At 66.7% G+C, this 26,845-nt stretch carries 25 protein-coding genes; 11 read left to right on the plus strand and 14 right to left on the minus strand.

From position 1 onward, the window contains the following. Positions 1-5 precede the first annotated feature (5 nt). Genes HB681_RS38735 through HB681_RS14045 form a run of 5 tightly spaced genes read right to left on the minus strand, consistent with a single transcriptional unit; the run spans position 6 to position 5,912 of the window. Positions 6-1,277, minus strand: a complete 1,272-nt coding sequence (locus HB681_RS38735) for a prolyl oligopeptidase family serine peptidase (protein ID WP_345944677.1) — start codon at positions 1,275-1,277, stop codon at positions 6-8. A gap of 5 nt (positions 1,278-1,282) precedes the next feature. Beyond that, complete coding sequence (locus HB681_RS14030) at positions 1,283-2,506, minus strand: ArgE/DapE family deacylase (protein ID WP_213955430.1); 1,224 nt, start codon at positions 2,504-2,506, stop codon at positions 1,283-1,285. Positions 2,507-2,510: 4 nt separating this feature from the next. Beyond that, on the minus strand, positions 2,511-4,277 hold the full coding sequence (gene uraD, locus HB681_RS14035) for a 2-oxo-4-hydroxy-4-carboxy-5-ureidoimidazoline decarboxylase (protein ID WP_213955431.1): 1,767 nt from the start codon (positions 4,275-4,277) through the stop codon (positions 2,511-2,513). A 13-nt stretch (positions 4,278-4,290) separates the two neighbouring features. Continuing rightward, positions 4,291-5,229, minus strand: a complete 939-nt coding sequence (gene puuE, locus HB681_RS14040; RefSeq protein ID WP_213955432.1) for an allantoinase PuuE — start codon at positions 5,227-5,229, stop codon at positions 4,291-4,293. A gap of 14 nt (positions 5,230-5,243) precedes the next feature. Next, positions 5,244-5,912, minus strand: a complete 669-nt coding sequence (locus HB681_RS14045; RefSeq protein WP_213955489.1) for a GntR family transcriptional regulator — start codon at positions 5,910-5,912, stop codon at positions 5,244-5,246. Positions 5,913-5,999: 87 nt separating this feature from the next. On the opposite strand from HB681_RS14045, the gene uraH reads away from it, so the two are divergent. After that, positions 6,000-6,350, plus strand: a complete 351-nt coding sequence (uraH, locus tag HB681_RS14050; RefSeq protein ID WP_213955433.1) for a hydroxyisourate hydrolase — start codon at positions 6,000-6,002, stop codon at positions 6,348-6,350. A 13-nt stretch (positions 6,351-6,363) separates the two neighbouring features. Here uraH and HB681_RS14055 read toward each other — a convergent pair whose 3' ends face one another. After that, a complete protein-coding gene (locus HB681_RS14055; RefSeq protein WP_213955434.1) occupies positions 6,364-6,858 on the minus strand; it encodes a lytic transglycosylase domain-containing protein in 495 nt (164 codons plus the stop codon). 101 nt (positions 6,859-6,959) lie between these two features. On the opposite strand from HB681_RS14055, the gene xdhC reads away from it, so the two are divergent. Together xdhC and HB681_RS14065 are read left to right on the plus strand one after the other, a co-directional pair. Beyond that, positions 6,960-7,769, plus strand: a complete 810-nt coding sequence (gene xdhC / locus HB681_RS14060) for a xanthine dehydrogenase accessory protein XdhC (protein WP_213955435.1) — start codon at positions 6,960-6,962, stop codon at positions 7,767-7,769. A gap of 160 nt (positions 7,770-7,929) precedes the next feature. After that, a complete protein-coding gene (locus HB681_RS14065) occupies positions 7,930-9,135 on the plus strand; it encodes a urate hydroxylase PuuD (RefSeq protein WP_213955436.1) in 1,206 nt (401 codons plus the stop codon). A 163-nt stretch (positions 9,136-9,298) separates the two neighbouring features. Here the strand turns inward: HB681_RS14065 and HB681_RS14070 are convergent, their stop codons facing one another. After that, positions 9,299-10,696 carry an 8-oxoguanine deaminase gene (locus tag HB681_RS14070; RefSeq protein WP_213955437.1) on the minus strand — a complete coding sequence of 466 codons (1,398 nt, stop codon included), beginning with the start codon at positions 10,694-10,696 and terminating at the stop codon, positions 9,299-9,301. A gap of 32 nt (positions 10,697-10,728) precedes the next feature. On the opposite strand from HB681_RS14070, the gene HB681_RS14075 reads away from it, so the two are divergent. Beyond that, on the plus strand, positions 10,729-12,033 hold the full coding sequence (locus HB681_RS14075) for a glycerate kinase (protein WP_213955438.1): 1,305 nt from the start codon (positions 10,729-10,731) through the stop codon (positions 12,031-12,033). Positions 12,034-12,062: 29 nt separating this feature from the next. Here HB681_RS14075 and HB681_RS14080 read toward each other — a convergent pair whose 3' ends face one another. Both HB681_RS14080 and HB681_RS14085 read right to left on the minus strand, forming a co-directional pair. Next, on the minus strand, positions 12,063-12,317 hold the full coding sequence (locus HB681_RS14080) for a hypothetical protein (RefSeq protein WP_213955439.1): 255 nt from the start codon (positions 12,315-12,317) through the stop codon (positions 12,063-12,065). Between the two features lie 138 nt (positions 12,318-12,455). Further along, complete coding sequence (locus HB681_RS14085) at positions 12,456-13,850, minus strand: FAD-binding oxidoreductase (RefSeq protein ID WP_213955440.1); 1,395 nt, start codon at positions 13,848-13,850, stop codon at positions 12,456-12,458. 140 nt (positions 13,851-13,990) lie between these two features. On the opposite strand from HB681_RS14085, the gene HB681_RS14090 reads away from it, so the two are divergent. The 5 genes from HB681_RS14090 to HB681_RS14110 all read left to right on the plus strand — a co-directional run bounded on the left by HB681_RS14090 (position 13,991) and on the right by HB681_RS14110 (position 19,845). Next, on the plus strand, positions 13,991-15,232 hold the full coding sequence (locus HB681_RS14090) for an amidohydrolase family protein (RefSeq protein ID WP_213955441.1): 1,242 nt from the start codon (positions 13,991-13,993) through the stop codon (positions 15,230-15,232). A gap of 8 nt (positions 15,233-15,240) precedes the next feature. Further along, positions 15,241-15,813, plus strand: coding sequence for a nucleoside 2-deoxyribosyltransferase (locus HB681_RS14095; RefSeq protein WP_213955442.1), 573 nt, complete (start codon positions 15,241-15,243; stop codon positions 15,811-15,813). Between the two features lie 10 nt (positions 15,814-15,823). Then, positions 15,824-16,729, plus strand: coding sequence for a LysR family transcriptional regulator (locus HB681_RS14100; RefSeq protein WP_213955443.1), 906 nt, complete (start codon positions 15,824-15,826; stop codon positions 16,727-16,729). A gap of 153 nt (positions 16,730-16,882) precedes the next feature. Next, entirely contained in the window at positions 16,883-18,310 is a 1,428-nt protein-coding gene (locus HB681_RS14105) for a nucleobase:cation symporter-2 family protein (protein WP_213955444.1), read from the plus strand. Positions 18,311-18,369: 59 nt separating this feature from the next. Continuing rightward, a complete protein-coding gene (locus HB681_RS14110; RefSeq protein ID WP_213955490.1) occupies positions 18,370-19,845 on the plus strand; it encodes an 8-oxoguanine deaminase in 1,476 nt (491 codons plus the stop codon). 63 nt (positions 19,846-19,908) lie between these two features. Here the strand turns inward: HB681_RS14110 and HB681_RS14115 are convergent, their stop codons facing one another. Genes HB681_RS14115 through HB681_RS14130 form a run of 4 tightly spaced genes read right to left on the minus strand, consistent with a single transcriptional unit; the run spans position 19,909 to position 23,310 of the window. Beyond that, on the minus strand, positions 19,909-20,238 hold the full coding sequence (locus HB681_RS14115) for a hypothetical protein (RefSeq protein WP_256734935.1): 330 nt from the start codon (positions 20,236-20,238) through the stop codon (positions 19,909-19,911). Then, on the minus strand, positions 20,195-21,352 hold the full coding sequence (locus tag HB681_RS14120; RefSeq protein WP_213955445.1) for a zinc-binding dehydrogenase: 1,158 nt from the start codon (positions 21,350-21,352) through the stop codon (positions 20,195-20,197). Before HB681_RS14120 ends, HB681_RS14115 begins: the two co-directional genes overlap by 44 nt. Beyond that, complete coding sequence (locus tag HB681_RS14125; RefSeq protein WP_213955446.1) at positions 21,349-21,975, minus strand: hypothetical protein; 627 nt, start codon at positions 21,973-21,975, stop codon at positions 21,349-21,351. Before HB681_RS14125 ends, HB681_RS14120 begins: the two co-directional genes overlap by 4 nt. A 57-nt stretch (positions 21,976-22,032) precedes the next feature. Further along, a complete protein-coding gene (locus HB681_RS14130; RefSeq protein WP_213955447.1) occupies positions 22,033-23,310 on the minus strand; it encodes an MFS transporter in 1,278 nt (425 codons plus the stop codon). On the opposite strand from HB681_RS14130, the gene HB681_RS14135 reads away from it, so the two are divergent. Together HB681_RS14135 and HB681_RS14140 are read left to right on the plus strand one after the other, a co-directional pair. After that, positions 23,290-24,558: an AraC family transcriptional regulator gene (locus HB681_RS14135; protein ID WP_213955448.1), complete on the plus strand. Its 1,269-nt coding sequence runs from the start codon at positions 23,290-23,292 to the stop codon at positions 24,556-24,558. The genes HB681_RS14130 and HB681_RS14135 overlap by 21 nt on opposite strands. Before the next feature lie 200 nt (positions 24,559-24,758). After that, entirely contained in the window at positions 24,759-26,363 is a 1,605-nt protein-coding gene (locus HB681_RS14140; RefSeq protein WP_213955449.1) for a CocE/NonD family hydrolase, read from the plus strand. Between the two features lie 40 nt (positions 26,364-26,403). Here the strand turns inward: HB681_RS14140 and HB681_RS14145 are convergent, their stop codons facing one another. Beyond that, positions 26,404-26,835, minus strand: a complete 432-nt coding sequence (locus HB681_RS14145; protein WP_213955450.1) for a nuclear transport factor 2 family protein — start codon at positions 26,833-26,835, stop codon at positions 26,404-26,406. Between the last annotated feature and the right edge of the window lie 10 nt (positions 26,836-26,845).

Below are 26,845 nucleotides of genomic sequence, written 5' to 3' on the forward strand. Positions count from 1 at the left end.
TTCATTCAGGGGTGGGCGATCTCGCCGAGGTAGCGCTCCACGGCATTGCGCCAGAGTTCGGGCCGCGCATGGATGCCGTGGCCGCCTTGACCGGCGCCGGGGTCGATGACCATGAAGTCGGCCTTGCCACCGGCGGCGACAAAGGCATCGTGATTCTTGCGGCTGTGCGTGACCTTGTAGAACGGGTCGTTCTCGCCGTAGAGCCAGAGTTCGGGCTTCCTGAACGATGCGCCGCGTTCGAAGGCCGGTGCGTTGATGGCGTCCACTTGCGGACAGCCGTCGCCCATCCAGCCGCCGACGAAGTTGATGACGCCTGCAAAGCGCTCGGGGTGCATGCCGGCGTAGGCGACCGACAGGACGCCGCCCCTCGAGACGCCGGCGATCACACTGCGCCCGGCGTCGACCTCGGGTTTGGCGAGCAGGAAGCTGGCGGCGGCGTCGACGTCGGCCAGCGCGTGGTCGAAGCCCGCCAGTGAAAGCGCTGGATTGCAGCTGTAGGCTGAGCGTTCGCGGTTGAAGCCTTCGTCATAGAGCCCGTCCGACTTCCCTCGGCCGCGCCGCTGCGGGTACGCGACCATCCATCCCTTGCCGGTGAAGTACTGCGTGAGGGTCGGGCTGGTAAAGGTGCTGGTGAAGAGGGCGGGGTTGTCGCCATTGCCGGTCGAGCCATGGTTGACCATCAGCAAGGGGAAGGGCCCTGCGCCCGCCGGCTTGAAGATCACGACTTCAAGCGTCACGGGCTTGCCTCCTTCGACGAAGGGTGTCGGAATGCGTTCGACCACGCGTTGCGGCCCGCCGGCATCGTCCCTGGACAAGACGCCTGCGGCGAACTCCGTCGCACTGCGGCGAGACAGGAACTCCATCACGCCAGCGTCACGCAGGCGGAACACAAGCTGCCTGCCATTGGTCAGCGTGCCCTGCAGTTCGCCGTCGGCATTGAAGCGTGCATCGAATCGTTCGCTGTAGCGCCCCATCGCGGAGGACGCCGCGGCATAGACGATCGTCGCGCCTTGATCGGTGACCTGCTCGACGGCCAGCCTGACGTCGCAGATGCGCGCCGCGCAAGCCCAGCCTGACCATGTGCCGCTCCAGCGTTGGCGGGACGCCGGCAATGCGGCGTCTGGCGCGTGCACCGCTGCGTCCGCCGGGAGCGCGGCCATGACGGCGCTCTCCGATGCGTCGGGCTCCAGTGACGACATGTAGTCCGGCCAGCGCGTCTGGCCAGACGCCAGGCCGGCCCACAGGACAAGGCCGATGAAGAGCGCGCGGCGGAGCACCGCGCTCAGGCCAGCAAGTCCGCCAGCGTGCGCGCGATCACCTTGGTGGCGCGGCGCAGGTCTTCGAGCACCACGCGCTCGTCGCTGCGCTTGGCATGCGACTCCAGCACGGTGCGCGGGCCGGCGCCATAGATCACGCCGGGAATGCCTGCCTCGCCGTAGAGCCGCACATCGGTGTAGAGCGGCGTGCCGACCGCCTTCAGCGGCTCGCCGAAGATGGCCTCGCCATGCTTCTGGATCGCATCGACCAACGGCTTGTTGCCGGGCGACGGCTGCATCGAGTTGGCCAGCAGCAGGCGCTTGATGTCGACAGTGATGCCCGGCAGCTCCGCCGCCGCATCGGTGATCACCTTGCGGATGCTGGCTTCGACCTCGACCGGATTTTCTTCGGGAATCATGCGGCGGTCGACCTTCAGGACGACCTTGCCGGGCACCACGTTGGTGTTGGTGCCACCTTCGATGCGGCCCACGTTCACGTAGGGATGCGTGATGCCCTCGACCTTGGAGGTGACCTGCTGGTAGAGCGTGTTCTGCGCATACAGCGCGGTGAGGATCTTCGTCGCGCCTTGCAGCGCGTCGATGCCGCTGGTCGGGATGGCCGCGTGCGCCATCTTGCCGTGCACCGTCACTTCCATCTGCAGGCAGCCGTTGTGCGCGGTGACGACTTCGTAGCTGAAGCCGGCGGCGATCATCAGGTCGGGCTTGGTCAACTGCTTTTGCAGCAGCCAGCCCGGGCCGAGCAGGCCGCCGAATTCCTCGTCGTAGGTGAAGTGCAACTCCACGGTGCCCTTGCTCGGCTGGGCGACGGCTTCGAGCGCGCGCAGCGCGAAGGTGAAGCTGGCGAAGTCGCTCTTGCTGACGGCGGCGGCCCGGCCGTAGAGGGCGCCGTCCTTGATCTCGCCGCCGTAGGGGTCGTGCGTCCAGCCTTCGCCGGGCGGCACCACGTCGCCGTGGGCGTTGAGGGCGATGGTGCGGCCGGGGCCGTACTTGCGGCGCACGATCAGGTTGGTGATCGATTCGAGGCCGTAGTCCTTCACTTCCTGCTCGGGCACGGCGTGCTTCTCGGCTTCGAAGCCGAACTCCTTCAGCAGCTCGGCCGTGCGTTCCGCATGCGGCGCGTTGTTGCCGGGCGGCGTGTCGGTGGGCACCTGCACCAGTTGTTGCAGGTACTTCACTTCCTCGTCGAAGTGGGCGTCGATCCAGGCGTCTAGCTTTGCGTAGTCAGTCATATATTCAGGCCGTCAGGTTGTTCAGGAGATGCTGGAAGGCCTCGACGGCCAGCTGCATGTCGTCCGAGGTGCTCGATTCGAGCGGGTTGTGGCTGATGCCGGAGTTGATGCCGCGCACGAACAGCATGGCTTGCGGCATGACCTCGTGCAGCTTCATCGCGTCGTGGCCGGCGCCGCTGGGCATGCGGAACAGCGGCAGGCCGAGCGAGCCGACCGCGTCTTCCCAGCGCGCTTGCCATTCGGGCGCGCTGGGCGCGGCGGCCGCGCGCATGGTTTCTTCCAGCGTGTAGCGCACGCTGCGGCGCTCGCAGATGTCCTTGAGCGCGGCCAGGATGTCGTTGGCCATGCTGTCGCGTTGCGCGTTGTTCGGCGCGCGGATGTCGAGGCTGAACTTGCAGTTGCCAGGCACCACGTTGATGGAGCCATTGGGTACCTGCAGCATGCCGACGGTGGCGACCGAGTCGCCATCCTTCGCGGCGCGCTGCTCGGCGAAGAGGATCAACTCCGCCACCGCCGCGGCCGCGTCGTTGCGACGGTCCATCGGCGTGGTGCCGGCGTGGCTGGCCATTCCGATGATTTCGCCCACATAGCGCACACTGCCGTTGATCGAGGTGACGATCCCGAGCGGCAAGTCCTTCTCGGTCAGCACCGGCCCCTGCTCGATGTGCACCTCGACGAAGCCAAGGTACTGCGCCGGGTCGCGCTGGATCTTCGGGATGTCTTCTTCCTTCAGGCCCGCATGCTTCATGGCCTCGCGCATGGTGATGCCGTCGGCATCCTGCTGGTCCAGCCATTCCGGGTTGAAGTGGCCGATGAGCGCCCCGGACCCGAGGAAGGTCGCCTTGTAGCGCTGGCCTTCTTCTTCCGCGAAGCCGACCACTTCGAAGGCGAAGGGCAGGCGCTTGCCCTGGCGATGGAGTTCGCGCACGCAGGCCATCGGCACGAAGATGCCGAGCCGGCCGTCGTACTTGCCGCCGTTGCGCACGGTGTCGTAGTGCGAGCCGGTGATCAGCGCCTTGGCGCCAGGCGTCGCGCCTTCGTAGCGGCCGACCACGTTGCCGACCGCGTCGATGTGCACCGAGTCGAAGCCGCACTCGGTCATCCAGGTGGAGATCAGTGCGGCACAGGCGCGGTGCGCGTCGGTGAGGTAGGTGACGGTGAGCTGGCCCAGTTCGGCATAGCCCGAGTCGGTGTAGACCGCGAGTTGTTCCTGCCAATCCCACACCTCGTTGCCCAGCGTGATGTCGCGGCCGAACTTGTCGTTCAGGCGGATCTCTGCGATGCGGTGGATGTTGCGCATCGCCTCGCCCAGTTCGAACGAGGGGTGATGGTGCACGCGGCGCTCGAAGGTCTCGATGATGGTCTTCTTGTTCAGCCCCGTGCCGCGCGGCCCGCGCACCGCGAGGATGAAGGGGAAGCCGAACTTCTCGCCGTAGGCCTTGTTGAGCCCGCGAATGTGTGCGAGTTCTTCGGGCGTGCAGTTGGTGAGGCCGGCCTTGCCCTGCTCGTTGGTCGATTCGGCAGTCAGCGTCTTGGCTTCCATCGCCTTGCCGGCCAGCTCGGGGTGCACGCGGATCAGGCCGAGCTTCTCGTCCTCGCTGGCACGCTCCAGCACCTGCACCATCGCCAACTTCAGATGCGCGAGCGACTTGAAGGGCCGCTCGGCCAGCGCGCGCTCGCCCACCCAGGGCGAGTGCTCGTAGATGCCGTCGAGCATGGCGACGGCTTCAGGCGCCGAAGCGCTGTTCAGTTGTTCGATGGTCAGTGCCATTTGGAGTCTCCCTTTATGCAGTGAACGGGTGCACTTTCTTCCAGTGCTGTGCGATGTCGATGCGGCGGCATACCCAGACCTTGTCGTGCTTCTGCACATGGTCGAGGAAGCGCTTCAACGCGCCGATGCGGCCGGGCTTTCCGAGCAGGCGGCAATGCATGCCGATGCTCATCATCTTGGGCGCCTCTTCGCCTTCGGCATACAGCGCGTCGAAGCTGTCGCGCAGGTAGTTGAAGAAGTGCTCGCCGGTGTTGAAGCCCTGGGCCTGCACGAAGCGCATGTCGTTGCAGTCGAGCGAGTAGGGCACCACCAGGTGCGGCACCACGCTGCCGTCGGACTTGGTGACCTGCATGTAGAAAGGCAGGTCGTCGCCGTAATAGTCGCTGTCGTACTCGTAGCCGCCGTGGTCGGCCAGCAGGCGGCGCGTGTTGGGGCTGTCGCGGCCGGTGTACCAGCCCAGCGGCCACTGGCCCTTGGTCATGTCGCGGATGACATGCGTGGCCAGGTCCATGTGCCGCTTCTCGTTGGACGCGGGCAGGTTCTGGTAGTGGATCCAGCGCAGGCCGTGGTTGGCGATCTCGTAGTCGTTCTTCAGGAATACGTCGAGCAGCTCGGGGTAGCGCTGCAGGGCCATGCCGACACCGAAGACGGTCATCGGCAAGCCGCGCGATTCGAACTCGCGCAGGATGCGCCAGACGCCGGCGCGCGAGCCGTACTCGTACATCGACTCCATCGTCATGTGGCGGTTTTCGTAGGCCTGCGCGGTGACCAGTTCGGAGAGGAAGGTCTCCGAGGTCGGGTCGCCGTGCAGCACGTTGTTTTCGCCGCCTTCCTCGTAGTTGAGGACGAACTGGACGGCGATCTTCGCGCCGTTGGGCCACTGGGCATGGGGAACATTGCGGCCGTAGCCGATCATGTCCCTTGGGTAGGGAGTCTTCGGGGAATCGCTCATGATGGTTTGCGCCGCTAGGACAGCGCGAGGGAAATATCGTTTGTCGGAACCTTGCGGTCGAAGGTCAGGTTGGCCTCGACGTTCTCAAGGTGTTCAGTCATCAGGCGCACTGCGCGTTCTTCGTCCCTCGCCGCCAGCGCTTTCACGATGTCGGCGTGCTCATCATTCGAATGTTCTGCTGCACTGGCGCTCTGATACATCAAGGTGATCAAAGCGCAGCGTGAAATCAGCTCTCCCAGGATCTGGGCCAATACCGTGTTGCCCATGAGTTCCGCCATGCGCACATGGAAGTCGCCCAGCAACTCGGTGCGGCCCGAGATGTCCTCGCCTGCGACGGCGGATTTCTCCAGCGCCACGTGTTCCTTCAACGCCTTGATCTTGGCCGGGGTGACGGTGCGCACGAAGGCGCGCGTCATCTCGGCTTCGAGCATGCGGCGCACCGCGAAAACCTGCCTTGCCTCGTCCACCGCAGGCGCCGCCACGAAGGCACCGCGCGCGGGCTCCAGCCGGATCAAGCGGTTTTGCGAGAGCTGGAACAGGGCTTGCCTGACCAGCGTGCGCGACACGCCGAAGTGGTCCGCCAGCTTCTGCTCGGCCAGCTTGGTGCCGGGCTGCAGGCGGTGGTCGACAATGGCTTTGGTCAGCGCGTCGACGATAGAGCGAGTGGCGGATGAGGACTCCATGATTTTTATGATAGTCCGAAAGTCAAGAACTGTATACACTTTTGTCCACCGGAATTTCCCGCGACAAAATTTCCAGGAGCGTTTCTCATGGGCTTGAGCACACACGTACTCGACACGATGCATGGCGGCCCGGCGGCCGGCATGTCCGTGGCGCTTTACACCACCGACGGCGAGCAGGCCACGCTGGTGCGCCAGTTCACGCTGAACCACGACGGCCGCAGCGACGGCCCGCTATACGACAACACCACCATCAAGGTCGGCACCTACCGGTTGGTGTTCGACGTGGCGGGCTATTTCAAGGCGAAGGGCGTGACGCTGCCCGAGCCCAATTTCCTGAACAAGGTGGCGCTGGACTTCGGCGTGGCGCATACCGACCAGCACTATCACGTGCCGTTGCTGGTCAGCCCCTGGAGCTATTCCACCTACCGCGGTTCGTGAACCGCGTCAGTGGTTACAGCTGCCCTTCGCTGAGTGTGTCCAGTTGAAAGCGACCGCCCTTGTCCCACAGCCAGGTGTCGGTGTACGTCACCTTGCCCAGCTTCGTGGCGACGGGGAAGGGCGAGGCGGCGAGCACGGTGCGCTCGATCTCGGCAATGACCTCCGGCGCATGCTGCGGCGCACGCATCCAGTGCATCGAGACGACCTTGCCGCCGGCGTCGACATTCACCTCCAGCGTGCCGATGGCATAGAGCATCGGCGGCAGCTTGCCCTCGTAGATGCGTTGCGCATTGATCTCGTAGATGTGGCGGGCGGCATCGCGCCGGTAGTCGCGTGCAGTGCCGGCGTTCGACGGGCGGGGCGGGGCGGTCGCGGCCTTGTCGCGGCCCGGCGTGGCATTGCTCAACTGGCCGGGAACGGTGCCGGTGCTGCCGCAGCCGGCGAGCCACGCGGCGCAGAGCAGGGCGCTGGCTTGGGCGAGTCGGCGCAGGGTGGGCGAAAGGTTCATCGGCGGGGTTATACCGTGCTCGCAAAACCCGAGGGCAACTGGAGGTTTCGGCGCCTTGCCCGGCAGGTCCCGACCGCGGCGCACGGCCTGGAGATGTTCCAGTGAGCGGCGACGTCGACCTGCTGCTCGACCGCCTGTCGCGCGAGGACGGCGTGCTGGTGCGCATCACCCGCACCCAGGGCTCCGCGCCGCGCGAAGCCGGCACCTGGATGGCGGTCTGGGCCGATGGGCTCACCGCCACCATCGGCGGCGGCCAGCTCGAGTTCCAGGCCACGCAGGAGGCACGCGACTGGCTGTTGGGCGGCGCGCCCATCCCTGAGGTGCGGCGCTACCCGCTCGGCCCGAGCCTGGGACAGTGTTGCGGCGGCGTGGTGTTTCTTTCGTATCAGCACATCTCGGCAGGCGACCGTGCCGCACTGCAGCGCGAACTCGTGGCCCGGCTGGCGCCGGCGGCGCTGTTCGGCGGCGGCCACGTAGGCGCGGCGCTGGCGCGCTTGCTGGCCGGCCTGCCGTATTCGGTGCGCTGGATCGACAGCCGGGACGGCGTGTTCCCCGACGCCCTGCCGGCGCAGGTCGAAACCGAATACTCCGAGCCGGTGCAGGACGCAGTGGCCCAGCTTGCGCCCGGTTCGCACGTGGTGATCATGAGCTTCAGCCATGCGGAAGACCTCGACATCGTCATCGCCTGCCTGAAGCGCCTGCGCGAGCGCGATGACCTGCCTTATGTCGGCCTGATCGGCAGCAAGACCAAATGGGCGACCTTCAGGCACAGGCTGGAGGCGCGCGGGTTTGCGGAAAGCGAGCTGGCGCGGATTACGTGCCCCATCGGCGTGCCGGGCATCACCGGCAAGGAGCCGGAGGTGATCGCCGTTGCGGTTGCGGCACAGTTGTTGCAACTGCGCCAAGGCTGAAAAACTATGGACGCAGCGCGAAAAAATTGTATACACTTCGGTCCACAAGCCGCAGCGGAGCGAGGGAATCGCGGCTTTCTTTCTGTTCACAGCCCCGCAGTGGTGAGCAGAGGTAAACATAAACGCGGCGCCAAGCAGTGCCGCCAGGGTTGAGAGCATCATGGAAAGCTACTACCTCGATTGGGCCAATCTGCTCCTGCGGTGGGTCCACGTCATCACCGCGGTCGCATGGATCGGCGCCTCGTTCTATTTCGTGATGCTGGACAACAGCCTCGAAAGGCCGCAAGACCAGGAATCGCTCGACAAGGGTGTGGGCGGCGAGCAATGGGCCGTGCACGGCGGCGGCTTCTACAACATGCAGAAGTACCTGCTGGCGCCCAAGGTGCTGCCGGACCACCTGCACTGGTCGTACTGGGAGAGCTACACCACCTGGATCACCGGGTTCTCGCTCTTCACCATGTCGTACCTGTGGAACGCGAGCACCTACCTCATCGACAAGAGCAAGATGGACTGGCAACCCGGCGCCGCCATCGGCGTGGCGCTGGCCTTCTTCGTCGTGTTCTGGATGGTCTACGACGGCATCTGCCAGATCTTCGGCAAGCGCAAGAACGGCGACACCGTCGTCGGCGTGCTGATCGCGCTGTTCATCGTGTTCGCGACCTGGCTGGCCTGCCACCTGTTCGCGGGCCGCGCGGCCTTCCTGCTGGTTGGCGCCATGATGGCCACGACCATGAGCGGCAACGTGTTCTTCTGGATCATCCCCGGCCAGCGCAAGAACGTCGCGGCGCTGCGCGCAGGCCAGCCGGTCGACCCGGTGCACGGCCAGCGCGGCAAGCAGCGCAGCGTGCACAACACCTACTTCACGCTGCCGGTGCTGTTCGCGATGCTGAGCAACCACTACAGCTTCACCTATACGCACCAGTACAACTGGATCGTGCTGCTGCTCATCATGCTGGGCGGCGCGGCGATCCGCCAGTTCTTCGTGGTGCGGCACCGCTTCAAGCTGGGCAATGCGGGCAACCCGCTGCCGTACGCGCTGTTCGGCATCGCGGTGCTGGGCCTGACCATCGTGTGGATGAAGCCGGAGCCGGCCGCGGCGCCAGCGCCTGGCGCGGTGGAGCAGAAGGTGTCCTTCGGCGAGGTGCAGAAGGTGCTGGAGCAGCGCTGCTACATGTGCCACGGCACGGCGATGCAGATGAAGAACGTGCGGGTCGATTCGCCCGACCAGGTGGCTGCGCATGCGCAGGGCATCTACCAGCAGGTGGTGGTCACGAAGATCATGCCGATGAACAACGCGACGGGCATCACCGATGCGGAGCGGGCGCTGATCGGGAAGTGGTTTGAAGGCGGCGCGCCGACGAAATGACCTGACGCGCGGTTTCACGGTAGCGCCACGAAGCAAGAAGCCCCTGAGTCTTGATGATTCAGGGGCTTTTTTCCGTCTGAGGCGTTGCAATTCCTCGCTGTGGCTATGGCTTGCGCCTGGCATCCTGTCCCCGGCCGAGGTGCTCTCTTTCACGGGGACTTGTTCAGCCTCCCGAGTGCGAACCTGCCGCCAACTGCAAGGCAAGCTGGTTGTGCCGCTCGACCAACAGACCCAACTCCACCGTCGCCAACTGTCCCTCGCGCACCACCACGCGCCCGTTGACGATGGTCCACGCGCTGTTCGGACTCGCGCACAGCAGCAGGCTGGCCACCGGGTCGTGCACCGCGCCGCCGGCAAAGCCCAGCGTGCGCAAGTCGAACAACGCGAGGTCGGCGCACATGCCTGGCGCGAGGTGGCCGATGTCCTGGCGGCCCAGCACTTCGGCGCCGCCGCGCGTGGCCACTTCCAATGCGTTGCGCGCCGTCATTTCAGAAGGGCCGTGGTCGCAGCCGAAAGGTTCCAGCGCGCGGCCGACGCGGGCGAGCAGCAAGGCCTGTCGCGCCTCGTTGACCATGTGCGCACCGTCGTTGCTGGCGCTGCCGTCCACGCCAAGGCCCACCGGCACGCCGGCGTCGATCATCTTGCGGATCGGTGCGATGCCCGAGGCCAGCCGCATGTTGCTGCAGGGGCAGTGGGCGACGCCGGTCTTCGTCTTCGCGAACAGCGCGATGCCCTCCGCGTCGAGCTTCACGCAGTGCGCATGCCACACGTCGTGTCCGAGCCAACCGAGGTCCTGCGCGTATTCGGCGGGCGTGCAGTTGAACTTCTCGCGGCTGTAGGCGATGTCGTGGTCGTTCTCGGCCAGGTGCGTGTGCAGCCGCACCCCGTATTGGCGTGCCAGCACGGCCGATTCACGCATCAGGTCGCGGCTCACGCTGAAGGGCGAGCAGGGCGCGACGGCCACGTTGACCATCGCGCCGTGCGAAGCATCGTGAAAGGTCTCGATCAGGCGCTGCGTGTCCTTCAGGATCGCGTCTTCCTTCTCGACCACGCTGTCGGGCGGCAGGCCCCCCTGCGACTTGCCGACGCTCATGCTGCCGCGCGTGGCGACGAAGCGCATGCCGATCTCGCGCGCGGCCTCGATGCTGTCGTCCAGGCGCACGCCGTTGGGGTAGATGTAGAGGTGGTCGCTGCTGGTGGTGCAGCCCGAGAGCAGCAATTCCGCCATGGCGAGTTGTGTCGACACATGCACCATCTCCGGCGTGAGGCCGGCCCAGATCGGATAGAGCCCGCGCAGCCAGGAGAACAACTCGGCATCCTGCACGCCCGGAATGGCGCGCGTGAGCGACTGGTACATGTGGTGGTGCGTGTTGACCAGCCCCGGCACCACGAGGTGGCCGCGCGCGTCGATGATCTCGTCGGCAGACCGGGCGATATCGGCATCGGCGCCGATCGCCTCGATGCGGTGATCCCGGATATAAATCGATGCGTGCCGCAGCTCGCTGCGCTGGTTGTCGAAGGTGGCTATGCACTCGGCATTTCGAATCAAAAGCGTGCTCATCGCGCGGTAATCCCTGACTGGACAAAGCACAAATGATCGCATCAAAAACCGGCCTGTCGACGGTGCCGGATGCTCGCGCGCAGCCGCGCGAGTTCCTGGAGCACATCTATCGCGTCGCGGTGGATCGTGCGCTTCCGCTGTCCACGATGGGCGCGCATCTGCCCGCGCCGCCGAAGGGGCGCACGCTGGTGCTGGGCGCGGGAAAGGCGGGGGGCTCGATGGCTCAGGCGCTGGAGGCGCTGTGGCCCGTGGATGCGCCGCTGTCGGGCCTGGTGGTCACGCGCTACGACCACATTCCGCCGCGGCCCGAAGGCTTGCCGCAACGCATCGAGATCGTCGAGGCGGCGCACCCGGTGCCGGATGCCGCGGGCGAACAGGCCGCGCAGCGCATCCTCGCGCTGGCCAACGGGCTCACGGCGGACGACCTGGTGGTGCTGCCGGCCGAGGGGCTCACGCTCGCCGACAAGCAGCGCATCAACAAGCAACTGCTCGACAGCGGCGCGGGCATCGGCGAGATGAACTGCGTGCGCAAGCACCTGTCGCGTATCAAGGGGGGCAGGCTGGCAGCGGCCTGCGCGCCCGCCAAGGTGGTCACGCTGACGATCAGCGACGTCCCGGGCGATGACCCGGCCATCATCGCCAGCGGGCCGACGGTGCCCGATGCCAGCACCTGCGCCGATGCACTGGCGATCCTGGACCGCTATCGCATCGAGATTCCGCCAGCGGTGCGCGCCAGCCTCGAAAGCGGCGCGCTGGAAACGCCCGACCCGCAGGATCCGATCTTCGCGACGAATGAGGTCCACCTGATTGCCACGCCGCAGCAGTCGCTCGAGGCAGCCGCCGCGGCGGCGCGCGCGGCGGGCATCGATGCGCACATCCTCAGCGACGAGATCGAAGGCGAGTCGCGCGAAGTGGGCAAGGTGCATGCCGCGCTGGCCCGCGCCGTGGCGCATCGCGGCGCGCCCTTCGCGCGGCCTTGCGTGATCTTGTCGGGTGGCGAGACCACTGTGACGATCCGGCCACGCCAGCCCGGCCAAGCCAGGGGCCGCGGCGGTCGCGCGGGTGAGTTCTGCATGGGGCTGGCCGGTGCGCTGATGGGGCAATCACAGGTGTGGGCGCTGGCGGCGGACACCGACGGCATCGACGGTGTGGAAGACAACGCGGGCGCCTTCGTCGCGCCCGACACGCTGGTCCGCGCGGCGTCCGTCGGCCGGAAGCTCGGCGATCACCTGGACCGCAACGACGCGTATGGCTACTTCGATGCGATCGGCGACCTGCTGGTGACGGGACCGACCAACACCAACGTCAACGACTTCCGCGCGCTGCTGGTCTTGTAGAGGTAGCCCGGCCCTGTCGGCTTGTCGGCTCAGAAATAGAAGCTCGGCGCAACGATCTGGTTGGCCTGCTGCATGGCCGCCAGAGCCTGCTCGGTGTCGGACAGGTCGATCTCGACTTCGGTGGAGAAGGCATCGCGCGCATGCTGGACCGCCAGGTAGGCCGGACTGCCTTCCTCCGGCGGCGGTGCGATGAGGCCGGCAGGGCCCGACAGCGCGGCGCAGAAGAAGGGCAGCATGCCTGCGACAAGAAGCGGTGTGCGAAAGAAGGAAGCGGCGGGGCCCATGGCGACTCCTTTGCTTGCGCCGGACGGCGCGTGCCTTCATCGTCGCTGCAGCGCAGCACGAATGCAAAGGGCCAGACGGCGTATAGGTCGATTGCCGTACTCATTCTTGGGGAGGCGGCGCAACGCCGCGCCCGTCCGCTACGCCGGCTTGATGTTGACGTTCAGGCGGAAGGTGTTGTCGGGGTCGTAGCGGGTCTTGATGGCGGCCAGGCGCTGGTACTTGGCATCGCCGTAGGAGGCGCGCACGCGGTCCTCGTCGGCGTCGACCATGAAGTTGACGTAGCCGCCGGAGCCGGTGGCATGCGGGCGCATCGCGTCCCAGAAGTTGCGCACCCAGGCGCGGTCGGCTTCGTAGGTCTCGAGGTCCGCCGCGGCGGCCTCGATGTTGAAGACGTAGCCCGCGCCGCGGCTGCCGCCGAAGGCCGTGTCGCCGTCGGCTGGCGTGCGGTAGGCGCCCGTCATCGTGAAGACGGGGCAGAACGAGAGCGGGCTCGTCTTCCTCGGCACATGCTCGCCGATCACGGCGATGGCCGCGTCGCTCAGTTCGTCGAGGTAGAGCGCCTTCTCGTAGCCGAGCGAACCCCAGGTTGCGCTGCCGTTGAACAGTTGCTGGAGCGCGACGTAGGGAATCGGCGTGACCCATTCGAAGAGCGGGCGCACGGCGTTGCGGACCTGCGCGACCACCGCCTGGTGCTCTTCCTCGGGGCCGAGGCCCGCGACCAGCAACGCATGCCCGGTGCGAAAGTGATGCTCGGGCGGCACGAAGGGCGCAGGCGGCGCGCTGAGGCCGATGGCGAGGAAGCCGTTGACGCTGGCGGGCAATGACTTGACCAATTCGCGCGAGAAGCGCAGCGCCTCCGCAACCTGCTCCAGGCCGAAGAAGAACAGCCCGAGGCTGACCATGCCCACCGGGTGCAGCGCGAACTCGAAGGAGGTAACCACGCCGAAGTTGCCGCCGCCGCCGCGCAGCGCCCAGAAGAGGTCGGGGTTCTCGTCGGCCGTGGCGCGCAGGATGCGCGAGTCGGCCATGACGACCTCGGCGGCGACCAGGTTGTCGCAGGACAGGCCGGCGAGCTTCGACAGCCAGCCGATGCCGCCGCCGAGCGTGAGGCCGCCGATGCCGGTGTGGCTGATGAAGCCGCCCGGCGTGGCCAGCCCGTGCGCCTGCGTGGCCGCGTCGAGATCGCCCCAGGTGGCGCCGCCGCCGCACACGGCGCGGCGCTTGACCGGATCGACGACCACCTTGTTCATCGTGCCGAGGTGGATCATCAGGCCGCCGTCGCAACAGGAGTTGCCGGCATAGCTGTGGCCCCCGCCGCGCACCGCGATGGCCAAGCCTTCCGCACGGCCGAAGCGGATGGCGTCGGCGACCTGCGCCGCGGCGTCGCAGTGCGCGATCAAGAGCGGCTTGCGGTCGATCACGCCGTTCCAGAGCGAGCGGGACTTGTCGTATTCCGCATGCCCGGCAGTGAGCGCCTGCCCGTTGAATCCCGAAATGAAAGCCTCGACGCGGTCGTTCGCCTGCTGTGTCATGTCCGGCTCCTGAAGCCTCAGCGAGGCGGAAACTCTACGCCTGCGCGGCAACGGAAACAATCTGCCGAACGGCGGGCGCGACTTGCGGCGCGCGGGCTTCGCGCGGACACTGTCCGGGTCACTTCTATCGCGGTGGAACCATGTTGACACTCATCGAGAACGCGCTGGTCTGGGATGCGGAACATGCCCGACGGCGGGCGGCGGATGTGCTCGTGGACGGCCCGCGGATCGCCAGGATCAGCGAGCAGCGTGGCGCCTTGCGCGAGCAGGCGGCGGATGTCGCCCGCCATATGGACGGCAGCGGTTGCACCCTGATGCCGGGCCTGGTCGAAGGCCACTGCCACCTGTCGTTCACGGCCCTCACTTCCAATGCCGACGTCGGCAACATCCCGCCCGAAGACCATGTGCTGGCCTCGGCCGCCAACGCGACGCTGTTGCTGCGGCATGGCTTCACCAGCGCGTTCTCGGCCGCATCGGCACGCATGCGCATCGACGTGGCCTTGCGCAATGCGATCAACGCGGGCCAGCTGGCCGGCCCGCGGCTGCGTGCGGCCGGTCCCGAACTGACGGTGACCGGCGGCTTGGGCGACGAGGGCCAGATGCACCAGGATCGCATCGGCTTCGGGCTGGTGGCCGACGGCCCGCAAGCGATGCGGCTGGCAGCACGCACCTGCGTGCGGGAGGGCGTGGACAACCTCAAGATCAACATCTCGGGCGACCAGTTCGTGCCCCATGCACGTGGCGAGCAGACGCCGCTGTGCGTCGATGAACTCGACGCCTTCATGGAGATCGCGCGCAAGTACGGCAAGACCACCGTGGCGCACGCGCGCTCCAGCGAGAGCGTGAAGATGGCGGTGCGTGCCGGCATCGATTGCATCTACCACTGCGACTATGCCGACAGCGAAGCGCTCGACATGCTCGAGGCCAACAAGGACAAGCTTTTCGTCGGCCCGGCGTTCGGCCTCCTGCACAACACGGTGAAGGAGCACCACCTCTTCGGCATGCCGCGCGAGGCCGTCGAGCAGATGAAGATGCAGCACAAGTTCGACAGTTGCGTGGCCACCTACAAGGAACTGCACAAGCGTGGCGTGCGCATCGTGGTGGGCGGGGACTACGGCTTCAGCCTGACGCCGATGGGCACCAATGCGCGCGACATCGCGCACTTCGTCGACTTCTTCGGCTTCAGCACGGCGGAGGCACTGCGCTGCGCCACCGCGGTCGGCGCCGACCTGATGGGGCTGCGCCATGAACTGGGCCTGGTGCGGGAAGGCTTCCTCGCCGACCTGCTGCTGGTGGAAGGCGACCCGACCGACGACGTCCGGCTGCTGCAGCAGCAATCCAACCTGCGCATGGTCATGAAGGAAGGCATCATCCACTTTTGATGAACGCCATGCCCTTGACCCCGCGCCAGGCTCCAGCCTCCCGCCGACCTCGTGTCTACCTTGCCGGCCCCGATGTCTTCTTCCGCGACAGCGCGGCCATCTTCCAGGCACTGAAGGCGGATTGCGAGCGGCTGGGCATGGTCGGCCTGGCGCCGTCCGATGCCGCCATTGCCGAGGCGGCCGGCGGCAGCGATGACGAGCGTGCGCAACGGATCTACGAGGGCAACATCCGGCTCATCCAGGAGGCCGACGGCGTCGTGGCCAACCTCATGTGCTTTCGCGGGCACGAGCCGGATTCGGGCACGGTGTTCGAGGTGGGCTTTGCGGTGGCGCTGGGCAAGCCGGTGGTGGGCTATGGCGTGGAGCAGGGCAGCTATGCGCAAAGGGTGAGCGCCGCCGTGGACTGCATCCGCGACGACGAGGGTGTGCTGCGCGAAGCCGGAAGCGGCGTGATGGTCGAGGGGCTCGGGCAGCGGCTCAACCTCATGCTGACGCGCTCGACAGCGCTGGCGCCGTCGGCGGTCGATGCGCTGGCGCGGCTGGCGGCGCTGCTCGACGTGCCGGCGCCTGGCCCGGGCTGAAGGCGCACCGATGCATGCCAAGGTGGTCCGTTACTTCGTCGAGGTGGTGCGCGCCGGCTCGATCCGCAAGGCGGCCGAGCAACTGCATGTGGTGCCGACGGCGGTCAACCGGCAGATATTGAATCTCGAAGCCGAGCTGGGCGCGCCGCTGTTCGAGCGCATCCACAACAAGCTCAAGCTCACGCCGGTCGGCGAGATCGTGCTGGCGCATGCGCGCAGTACCTTGCGCGAGTTCGACGGCGTGCGGCAGCAGATCGATGCGGTGCGCGGCCTGCGACAGGGCGAGGCTTCTCTGGCGACCACGGCAGGGCTGGCCAGCGCCTTCCTGCCGACGGTGGCGCAGCGTTGCCGGGCCGGCTATCCGGGCATCTACCTGAAGCTCATCGACATGCAGATCACGGCGCTGCTCAAGGCAGCCACCGAAGGCGACGTGGACGTGGCGCTGGCCTACGACGTGCCCGACAACGCCGGCCTTCGCACGCTGTTCACCAGCGAGTGGCCGATCGGCGCGGTGGTGCCGCCGGGCCATGCGCTGAGTGCGCGCAGCTCCACGACGCTGGCCGATTGCGTGGGCTTTCCGCTGATCCTGCCGACCGCCTCGCTGACGCTGCGGCCGATCCTCGACGGCGCGCTGGGGCGCTCGGCCATCAGCGTGGCGCCGGTCATCGAGACCACCTCCACCGCGCTCATGCGCCAGCTCACGCGGCAGGGTGCGGGCGTCAGCCTGCTCAACCGCCTCGATGTCGGCGACGACGTGCGTGCCGGCACGCTGGTGTTCGTGCCGCTGCGCGACAGCGGGCTGCGCCCGCAAAGCCTGGCGCTGGTGACGCGCGCCGGTGCCGCGTTGAGCGCTGCGGCGGAGGTGCTGGTGCAGCAGGTGATCGTCTGCATCGAGGAAGCGTTGGTGGCGAGCTGATCCAGGCGCAACCCGGGTCTTCCCGGGCGTGCACTTTTAGTGGACGCGCCGCGCGATTTATTGACTTTGCGCGAGGGGATGGTGCGCTTCCATACTCCGGTCCCGCCGACAGATGCGCCACCCGAGCGCCCCACTGCAGAAAGGTCCAGAGACATGCGTTCCCACACGAACACGACCGCCGCCGGAGACAACGCCACGCGCGACGCGGTCGACCAGAAAGTCCCCCTTCCACGCTGCGCGGCGCTGAGCCTGCAGCACGTCCTCGTGATGTACGCGGGCACCGTTGCGGTGCCGCTGATCGTCGGCGGCGCGCTGGGGCTGTCGAAGGCGGACATCGCCTTCCTCATCAACGCCGACCTGCTGGCGGCCGGCATCGCGACGCTGATCCAAGCGCTGGGCATCTGGGGCTTCGGCATCCGCATGCCGGTGATGATGGGCGTGACCTTCGCGGCCGTCGGCCCGATGATCGCGATCGGCCTGGACCCGTCGCTCGACATCCGCTCGATCTACGGCGCCACGATGGCCGCCGGCCTGTTCGGCATCGTGGTGGCGCCGATGATGGGCCGCATGCTCGGCGTGTTTCCGCCGCTGGTCACGGGCACGGTGATCACGCTGATCGGCGTGTCGCTGATGGGCGTGGCCATCAACTGGGCCGCGGGTGGGCAACCGAGCTCCACGCGCATGGTCGACGGTGTGGCGCATGCCATCGCCAATCCGGACTATGGCGACCCGGCCAAGCTCGCGATCGCGGCGCTGGTGCTGGTCGTGGTGCTGCTCATCACGCGCTTCGGCCGCGGGCTGTGGGCCAACATCGCGATCCTGCTGGGCATCGTCGCGGGTGTGCTGGTGTCCCTCGCGCTGGGCCTCATGAGCTTCGACGGCATCGAGGACGCGAGCTGGATCGCGCTGACCACGCCCTTCCACTTCGGCATGCCGCGCTTCGATGCGGCGGCCATCGTGTCGATGTGCATCGTGATGTTGATCACGCTGGTGGAATCGACCGGCATGTTCCTCGCGCTGGGCGAGATCACCGGCAAGCGCATGACGCCCGAGCTGCTGACGCGCGGCCTGCGCGCCGACGGCCTGGGCACGCTGATCGGCGGCATCTTCAACACCTTCCCGTACACCTCCTTCTCGCAGAACGTCGGGCTGGTGACGGTGACCGGCGTGCGCTCGCGCTACGTGGCGGCGATGGGCGGCGGCCTGCTGATCCTGCTGGCGCTGTTCCCGAAGGTGGCGCACATCGTGGCTTCGGTGCCGCCCTTCGTGCTGGGTGGCGCGGGCATCGTGATGTTCGGCATGGTGGCGGCGACGGGTGTGCGCATCCTGGGCTCGATCGACTATGCGAAGAACAAGCATGCGCTCTACGTGATCGCGATCTCGATCGGGCTCGGCCTGGTCCCGACGCTGTCGCCGACCTTCTTCCAGCACCTGCCGGCCTGGACGCATCCGATCACGCACAGCGGCATCGTGCTGGGCACCTTGTCGGCGGTGATCCTCAACCTGTTCTATCACGGCGTGCTGTCGAAGGAGCGTTCGTTCGCGCTCGCCGCGGGTGCCGCCCATTCGGCCGAGGCATGAGCTTTTCCTCGCAACGCAGCAGCGCCGACGCCTGCAACAAGATCGATATGAGCCACAGCATGAAGATGAGCCGCCCCCTGGTCCTGCGCCACGCCGACGTGGTGGTCACGATGGATGCCGCTCGGCGCGAGATCGCCGACGGGGCCGTCGTGGTCGAAGGGCCGGCCATCGCCTGGGTCGGCCCGACGAGCGAACTCCCTGCGCGATGGCGCGACGCGCTGGCCAGCGGCGGGGCGGATGCCATCGACCTGCGCGGCCACGTGCTGATGCCGGGGCTGGTCAACACGCACCACCACATGTACCAGAGCCTGACGCGCGTGGTGCCCGAGGCGCAGGACGCGGAGCTGTTCGGCTGGCTCACCAACCTCTACCTGCTGTGGGCGCGACTGACGCCGAAGATGGTGCAGGTCTCGACGCAGACCGCGATGGCGGAGCTGATGCTTTCGGGCTGCACGACCACCAGCGACCACCTCTACCTGTTCCCCAACGGCGCGCGGCTCGACGATTCGATCGAGGCGGCAGAGGCGATGGGCATGCGCTTCCATGCGGCGCGCGGCAGCATGAGCGTGGGCAGGAGCCTGGGCGGCCTGCCGCCCGATTCGGTGGTGGAGAGCGAAGCCGCGATCCTGGCCGACAGCGAGCGCCTGATCACGCGCTGGCACGACGCATCGCGCCACAGCATGCGCCGCATCGTGCTGGCGCCGTGCTCGCCGTTCTCGGTGTCGCGCGACCTGATGCGCGAGTCGGCTTTCCTGGCGCGCGAGTACGGCGTCTCGCTGCACACGCACCTGGCCGAGAACGACAACGACATCGCCTATTCGCGCGAGAAGTTCGGCATGACGCCCGCCGAGTACGCCGAGGACCTGGGCTGGGTCGGCCGCGACGTGTGGCATGCGCACTGCGTCAAGCTTGACCCCGCCGGCATCGCGCTGTTCGGGCGCACCGGCACCGGCGTTGCGCATTGCCCCTGTTCCAACATGCGGCTGGGTTCGGGCATCGCGCCGATCGGTGCTATGCGCCGCGCAGGCGTGCCGGTCGGCCTGGGTGTCGACGGCAGCGCATCGAACGATGGCGCGCACATGCTGGGCGAGGCGCGGCAGGCGATGCTGCTCCAACGTGTGGGCTTCGGTCCGGCGGCACTGACGGCGCGCGAGACATTGGAGATCGCGACGCTGGGCGGCGCCAAGGTGCTCGGCCGCGACGACATCGGCGCGCTGGCGCCGGGCATGTCGGCCGACCTCGTGGCCTTCGATCTGCGCGGCGTGGGGCATGCGGGCGCGGGGCACGACCCGGTCGCGGCGCTGGTGTTCTGCCAGAGCATCAACGCATCGCTCAGCGTGATCAACGGGCGAGTGCGGATTCGCGACGGGCAGTTCGTCGACCTCGAACTCGAACCCTTGGTGGCGATGCACCGCGCGCTGGCGCGCAGTCTCTACGATTCGGCGCGGCATCCGCACACGGCGGCCACGAAAACGCGGTTCAGCTTGGGCAATGCAGCAGCGGAGCCGGCTTGCGACGAAGCCGAACCTGCGTAGTCTGGCGGTGGGGGCCTGCACGGCGTCGCTGACAGCGGCGACCGGCCGACATCGCGCCGTCTGTCAATCGGGCCTGGTGTTGCGCCGGGCGGCCCAGTAGACCGCGCCTTTGCTGCCGTAGCGCTCCGCATGCGGAGCGGCGTAGCCCGGTTCGAAGGAGTCACCGGGCTTCAGCGGCCGTGTATCACCGCCTTCGGTCAGCCACATCTCGCCTTGCACCACCAGCGCCTTCACAGCGAACGGATGGGTGTGCGTGTCGACCACCTGCCCGGGCGGCCAGGCACGCACCAGCACCTCGTCGAAGTCCAGCAGCCCAGCCCCCGACGAATGCAGCCCGGTCTCGCGGCGGCTACAAGACCGCGGCGCTTCGGGGATCGATGACGATCTTGGCATGCTTGTCCGGCGCGGCAAGGGCATCGAATGCGCCAGCGACACCATCGAGCCCGACAGTGCCGGTGACAAGAGGCGACGCGTCGATCTTGCCGTCGGCCAGCATCCGCAAGGTGTCGCGAAACTCCAGCGGGTCATAGCCCATGACGAAGCGCAGGTCGATTTCCTTGTTGATCGCCATCACCGGGCGGAACTGGTCCGGCGTCATGCAGACGCCGGCGACGACGACGCGGGAATTGAGCGGAGCGTCGCTGATGATCCTGTCGATGATGCCGGGAACGCCGACGCATTCGAACACGATCGGCCGCTTTGGCGCAGTGGCGCCCAGCGCCTTCAACGCGCCGAGGGTCAGGTGCCAAGGCAGGGGCAGGCTGCGCAGACCCTTCATTGCCTTCAGGCCACCCGCCGCGTGGTCGGCGATCGAGGTGGTGTAGCCACGCGCTGCGAGCGCCTCGTAGGGCGAGGCCGCCGCAGGGTCGACGACCACGGTTGCGCCACACGCAGTGGCGAGCGCGCGCCGGGCCGGCGAGAAGTCACTCGCGACGATGGTCTCGATGCCCTTGGTCTTCAGCAGGCAGATGATCGCCAGGCCCACCGGGCCGCAACCGATGACCACCGCGGCATCCTTGCGGGTGATCTCCGATCGATTGACGGCGTGATGACCGATGGCCATCGGCTCGGTGAGAACCGCGATCTCGGGAGCGAGGCCGTTGGGCACGGGGATCATGAACGCTTCTTCGATCAGCACGCGTTCCGCGTAAGCGCCAGGCGCGGAGGCGGAAAGGCCGATCGCATGCATCCCGTTGGGCCGGCGCACGAGCGGCAGCGCGACCACTGGGGTGCCGGTCTTGATCTTCTTCGAGGTGCCCGGCCCGTGGTCGACGATGTTGCCGCAGAACTCGTGGCCGAACACGACCGCCTCGTGCGATCGCGCGAAGCCGTCGTAGCCGGCCTCGGCCAGCACATCGGCCTGGGCATCGGCGTGGTGGCGAGCGTGCAGGTCGGAGCCGCAGATCCCGCAGCGCGTCACCTCGAGCACGAGCTGGCCCTGCCCGGGTTCGGGCTCGGGCAGGTCGATCACGTCGAGCTTCGCGTCCTGGCAAACGACCGCTTTCATCGGGGCAGCATGCTGTCGTCGAAGACCGGCAGTGGCTTGATGAAGGGGTCGAGCAGCTCGCGGCTTTGCGCGGCCGTCAGCACATCGGCCGGGTCGAGCTTGTACAGGCCGGACTTTGCGGTATCGAATTCCCAGACGTCCTCGCCCAGCAACCGGCAGTGGTCGTCGTAGGGCCACAGCATCATGATCTGGGACTTCTTGAGGTACATGGCCGTGGGATCGACGTCCAGGCCGGCGGCGGCGAGTTCGGCGCCCAGCGTCTGTTGATAGCCGATGCCGCGGCCGATCACCATGTGATCGCCGACGGCCACGTCTTCGTCTTCGACGTAGAAGATGCACTGGTTCGTCGCGGTCCAATGTCCGTAGAGCATGCCCACCTGCTCCTTGCCTTCGAGCGTGAACGGCTCACGGCCGGCCAGGTTGAAGCGGTAGAACGGCTTGTCCACCGTCAGGGATGGGTCCAGGATTTCCTGCCACCGTCCCGCGGATTCGAGATAGCGATGCCGAAGGTAAGCCTGCAGGAGATAGCGGTGGCGGGGGTTCGTGGTGTTGGCGAGCGCCTTTTCGACGGCAACGTTCTGCCGGGTGATGTCGAGGCGGCTCATGTCGATTTCGGAGGCCATGTCTTTCTTCTTTCTGAGGTTTATTGATTGGGTTGCGCTCGTGGGTGCGGGGTGAACTCAGCGGAGGTTTGCGTTGGTCACCGCCGAGCGATGGCCGCTTGCGAGCTGTTTTTCGTCGGACTCGGACAACCCAAGGCTGGACGCTCGCGCCATGTCTGCCTCGACATGGCGCGCCGTGACGAACCAGGCCCAGCTCGCGATGAAGCCGAACACGCCGGTCACCGCCAGGCCGATCGCCAGCCCCTGGTAGCCGCCGGCGAGACGGTCGGAAACCGCGCCCACGAGAAGTGGTCCCCAGGCGCCGCCGAGCATGAACAGCGCCACCATCGCCGCACCCCAGGAAAGCCCCTTGAGGTGTGGGGGAACCACGTCCTGGCTCGTGGCCGCGACGGCAGGGAACGCCATGCCGACGAAGATGCTGTGCAGCGGCATCATGGCCGCGCAGAACATCATCAGCGGTTTGTTGGACAGGTCCAGGCCGGCAAGCAACACCAGCAACATGAACACGGCGGCGATGGCAATGCTGGCCGAGGCGAGGCGCATACGGCCGCCGGGAACGCGCTGGTGCCAGCGATCGGCCAGCACGCCGCCCAGGATCGGGCCGGCCAAGCCAAAGATCGTGACCACGCCCATCACGAGGCCGGCCTTGTCCTCCTTGATGTCGTAGGCGCGCATCAGCAGTGACGGAAACCAGGTACCGACCGAGACCTGCAGCACCGCGAACATGCCCAGCCCGAAGTACATCCAGCGAAGCGTGGGCACCGACAGCAGCAGCTTCAGATTGGCGAGGATGCTGCCGTGGGCGCGCGCCTGCCCGGCATCTCGTTCGAGCCGGTAGTCCTGCATGAAGAACGCCAGCACCCCGAGCACGATGCCCGGTACGGCGAACACCACGAAAGGTGTGCGCCAGCCATGGTGAGCCGACAGGTAGCCACCGACGATCACGCCGAGGATGACGCCCACGGTGATGAAGAGGTTGAAGACGCCGAGCTTTCGCGCCCTTTGCGACTCGGGATACGACGCCGAAACAAGCGCGGTGCCGCCAGGCGCATAGCCCGCCTCGCCGATGCCTACGCCCAGGCGCGTCAGCAGCAAGGATGCGAAGCCACCCGCAAAGCCGGTCGCCAGCGTGAAGCCGCTCCAGGCCAGCGCCATCAAGCCGATCATCTTCTTGCGGCTCCAGGCATCGACCAGATGCGCCACCGGCAGCGTGCACACGATGATGCCGAGAAAGTAGGCCGAGTTGACCGCGCCGATCTGCGAATCGCTCAACCCGAGATCGCGCTTGATGGACTGCAGCACGACCGCCATCACTTGCCAGTCGGCGTAGGCCACTGCGTTCAGCAGCGAGCAGATGACCAGCACATAGGTGGCGCGCGGGCCGCCTATCTTGAAGTTTTTGCTTTCTTGGATGCGCATGTCTCGTCTTTCTTGTCTGGCGTGGGGCAGGGGAGCCAGCAAGCAGCTGGCGGCTTGATGGTCGCCGGTGCGGGCAACCCAGGGCTTGACGCCGCGCGACGAATATTTGACATTTCACGACACATGTCCAACAGTGTTCGCGCCGCGAGTTTGCGTGGCTTCAGTGAATTGGTGCGAAGCCTTGGCGGCGATCCCGCGGCCATGTTGCGCAGCCAGAAGCTGCCGGAAAAGTTGCTGGGCGACGATGAATTGCTGGTGCCCGCGTTCAAGCTGGCGCGGCTGTTGGAGGCCACCGCACGCGAGCTCGAATGTCCGGATTTCGGTTTGCGATTGGCCCAGGCGCAGGACATGGGCATCCTCGGGCCGATTGCGGTAGCCATCCAGAACTCGCCCACGCTCGGCGAAGCCTTGAAGATCGCATCGCGCTACATGTACGTGCACAACCAGGGACTGGCGATCACGCTTGTCACCGACGGCAGTGCGGGCGCGAATTTCGCCGAACTGCGCTATGAGACGTCCGGCATGCATTTGCCCGAGTCCCGGCAGGCGTTCGAATTGATGCTGTGCGGTGGTCACCGCATCCTGGCGCTGCTCGGCGGGGATCGCTACCGGCTGGAAGCCGTGCACCTTCCGCATGCTCCGGTCGCCAGCGCGTCGGCTTACCGGCATGCGTTCGGCATCGCACCGCGCTTCAACCAACCCAGCGCTTCGTTGATCGTGCCGCGCAAGCTGTTCGATGCAGCGTTGCCGCAGGCCAATGCGACGTTGCGCAACCTGGCGACCCACTATCTCGAAAGCACCTTCGATGCCCCGCAGAAGAGCACGCGCACACGCGTGCAGCTCGCAATTGCGCGCACGCTGGGCACGTCGCAATGCGCGCTGGAAGGCGTCGCGGCGATGCTGGCCTTGCACCCTCGCACACTGCAGCGCCAGTTGAGCGCGGAAGACGTGCGTTTCGCCGATGTGCGCGACGCCGTGATGCGCGAAGCGGCGCTTCGCTATCTTGCAGGGCCCTTGCCGCTGGTACAGGTCTGCGAGCAGCTGGGGCTGTCGGAGCAGTCGGCGCTGACGCGGTCGTGCAAGCGCTGGTTTGGGGAGACACCGCTCGCCATCCGGCGGCGAGAGCAGATGGTCGCGGGCGCCTCCAAAGCACCAGGTGCTTGAAGACGCCACTGCGCAAACGTATAACCGCGTGACACGGACCACTCGGTCCAAAGGAACTTTGCGTGCGCAATGACAAGAAGATATACATCCCGTCCAGCCCACTGCCTGCCCCGCGCACCGGCCTGTTGACCCCGTTCGATCCAGGGACCCGCATCCTGAAGGCGGGCTTCCAGATCGCGCCTGCGTTCCGGCCCATCCCGGTGGACATCCTGTTCGAGAAGGATGTTCCGTTGAAGCTGCGCGACGGCGTGACCGTTCACGTTGATGTCTTTCGTCCGCTTGGATCGGAAAAAGTGCCCGTTATCGTGGCCTACAGCCCCTATGGCAAGGGGCAGGGCACTTCTGCCAGCGTCATGGGTGTGTTCGGTCTCGTCGGCCTGAACAACAACGTGGTCTCCGGCCTCGCGAAGTTCGAGGCGCCCGATCCTGCCTTCTGGGTGGCGCAGGGCTACGCGATCTGCAACCCCGACATCCGCGGGGTGGTCGATTCCGAGGGTGACTCCGTGATCTGGGACCGGCAGGACGGTCGCGACGGCCACGACATCGTCGAGTGGCTGGCCGAGCAGGCGTGGTGCAACGGCAAGGTCGGCATGAGCGGAACTTCCTACCTTGCCGTGTCGCAATGGTTCACTGCGGCCGAGCAGCCTGCGCACCTGGCGGCCATCAATCCGTGGGAGGGGGTCAGCGACGTGTATCGCGACCTCGTCATGCGCGGAGGCATGCCCGATGTGGGCTTCGCACGACAACTGCAGGAGGGCAGCTTCTTCGGCAAGAACCGAAAGGAGGATCTTCTTGCGGAGGTCGAAAAATATCCGCTAATCAACGAGCTGTGGGAAAACAAGATCCCCGAGTTCGACCGGATCACGGTTCCCGCCTACGTGGTCGCCAGCTACTCGAACACCCTCCACACCGCAGGTACCTTCCGCGCCTGGAGGCGCATCGCTTCGAACGACAAATGGCTGCGCATCCACAACGGCCAGGAGTGGCCGGACTATTACGACGAGCGCAATCGGGCTGACCTGTTGCGCTTCTTCGACCGCTACCTGAAGAACGTGGAGAACGATTGGGAGCAGACGCCGCCCGTGCGATACAGCGTGCTCGACCTGGAGGGCGGTGATCGCGTCGATCTCCCCGCGACCCGGTTCCCACCGACGGATGTCGTTCCGACCAGGTTCTATCTCGACGGCCGCTCGCGCACATTGACCCTCGATGCGCCCGCCGCCGAATTCCACGCTTCCTACGCCGTGGCGTCCAATCCCAACGCAGTGTCGTTCCTCACGCGTTTTGACGAGGAGACAGTGATCGTCGGCTATCCGAAGGCGCACCTGTGGGTCGAGGCGCGGGATGCCGATGACATGGACCTCTTCGTGCTGGTGCAGAAGCTGGACAAGTACGGCACGCCACTCCAGGCATTCACCGTTCCCAACCAGAGCGCGATGGCACACGATCTCACCGACCATGGCGCCACCATCCTGCGGTACAAGGGATCGGATGGACGCCTGCGCGTCTCCGCCCGTCACCTGGACGAGAAGCTGGCCACCGGCGATGTGCCTGCGCACAGCTTCGACCGGGTGGAGAAACCCAGCCCTGGGCAGATCGTGGACATCGAGATCGACCTGATGCCGATGGGCCTCGCGTTCTACCCCGGCCAGCAGTTGCGCTTCATCGTCAGTTCCCGCAATCTCCTGGGCACCCTGATGCCAGCGATCGAGGAGTATGTGGGCGCCAACAGCGGCCAGCACGTCATCCACACCGGAGGAGGGCGCGCGTCATATCTGCAGTTGCCAGTCCAGGCTCGGAAGTAGGCCGATTGCCGCGCGCCGCGAGGGCTTGATCGGAGCCTCTTCAACCCTGGATGGCCATGCGGATGCGCCGCTCCCGGATGCGCCAGCCCGACGCAGTGCGGCTGAAGCGGTCGTGGTACTCCACCACCGATGGCGGACCTTTCGCGATGCAGGGACCCGGTTCTGCGCTGCCCTGGAAGAACAGGACGTAGCAGAAGCCGGTGGCCTCGTCCGCGTCCTCGGCGAAATGCACGCGGATGTTGGTGCACAGGTGCCGGGTCGCCATGCCCGTCGGCCGCGCGTCGAGGAAGCCCCCGATCGCCGCGCGGCCGGCGAACACCGTCCCCATGCGATCCAGGGCGCCGTCCGGCGTGAACAGGTCGAGTACCTCGGGATAGCGCCGCGCATCGAGGTGGTTCGCGAAGTCGACGCACAGGCGCGCGCAGGCGGCCTCGTCCTCGATGCGGGTTGGTTGGGTTTGATCGCTGTTCATGTCATGGGTT

The organism is Variovorax sp. dw_954 (assembly GCF_018449755.1).
In the GTDB taxonomy this organism is placed as follows: domain Bacteria; phylum Pseudomonadota; class Gammaproteobacteria; order Burkholderiales; family Burkholderiaceae_C; genus Variovorax.

Coding starts and splice junctions, on each gene's coding strand:
- HB681_RS14030 (WP_213955430.1), bottom strand. CDS start 2,506: ATGACTGACTACGCAAAGCTAGACGCCTGGATCGACGCCCACTTCGAC.
- uraD (WP_213955431.1), bottom strand. CDS start 4,277: ATGGCACTGACCATCGAACAACTGAACAGCGCTTCGGCGCCTGAAGCC.
- puuE (WP_213955432.1), bottom strand. CDS start 5,229: ATGAGCGATTCCCCGAAGACTCCCTACCCAAGGGACATGATCGGCTAC.
- HB681_RS14045 (WP_213955489.1), bottom strand. CDS start 5,912: ATGGAGTCCTCATCCGCCACTCGCTCTATCGTCGACGCGCTGACCAAA.
- uraH (WP_213955433.1), top strand. CDS start 6,000: ATGGGCTTGAGCACACACGTACTCGACACGATGCATGGCGGCCCGGCG.
- HB681_RS14055 (WP_213955434.1), bottom strand. CDS start 6,858: ATGAACCTTTCGCCCACCCTGCGCCGACTCGCCCAAGCCAGCGCCCTG.
- HB681_RS14065 (WP_213955436.1), top strand. CDS start 7,930: ATGGAAAGCTACTACCTCGATTGGGCCAATCTGCTCCTGCGGTGGGTC.
- HB681_RS14070 (WP_213955437.1), bottom strand. CDS start 10,696: ATGAGCACGCTTTTGATTCGAAATGCCGAGTGCATAGCCACCTTCGAC.
- HB681_RS14075 (WP_213955438.1), top strand. CDS start 10,729: ATGATCGCATCAAAAACCGGCCTGTCGACGGTGCCGGATGCTCGCGCG.
- HB681_RS14080 (WP_213955439.1), bottom strand. CDS start 12,317: ATGGGCCCCGCCGCTTCCTTCTTTCGCACACCGCTTCTTGTCGCAGGC.
- HB681_RS14085 (WP_213955440.1), bottom strand. CDS start 13,850: ATGACACAGCAGGCGAACGACCGCGTCGAGGCTTTCATTTCGGGATTC.
- HB681_RS14090 (WP_213955441.1), top strand. CDS start 13,991: ATGTTGACACTCATCGAGAACGCGCTGGTCTGGGATGCGGAACATGCC.
- HB681_RS14095 (WP_213955442.1), top strand. CDS start 15,241: ATGCCCTTGACCCCGCGCCAGGCTCCAGCCTCCCGCCGACCTCGTGTC.
- HB681_RS14100 (WP_213955443.1), top strand. CDS start 15,824: ATGCATGCCAAGGTGGTCCGTTACTTCGTCGAGGTGGTGCGCGCCGGC.
- HB681_RS14105 (WP_213955444.1), top strand. CDS start 16,883: ATGCGTTCCCACACGAACACGACCGCCGCCGGAGACAACGCCACGCGC.
- HB681_RS14110 (WP_213955490.1), top strand. CDS start 18,370: ATGAAGATGAGCCGCCCCCTGGTCCTGCGCCACGCCGACGTGGTGGTC.
- HB681_RS14115 (WP_256734935.1), bottom strand. CDS start 20,238: ATGCCAAGATCGTCATCGATCCCCGAAGCGCCGCGGTCTTGTAGCCGC.
- HB681_RS14120 (WP_213955445.1), bottom strand. CDS start 21,352: ATGAAAGCGGTCGTTTGCCAGGACGCGAAGCTCGACGTGATCGACCTG.
- HB681_RS14125 (WP_213955446.1), bottom strand. CDS start 21,975: ATGGCCTCCGAAATCGACATGAGCCGCCTCGACATCACCCGGCAGAAC.
- HB681_RS14145 (WP_213955450.1), bottom strand. CDS start 26,835: ATGAACAGCGATCAAACCCAACCAACCCGCATCGAGGACGAGGCCGCC.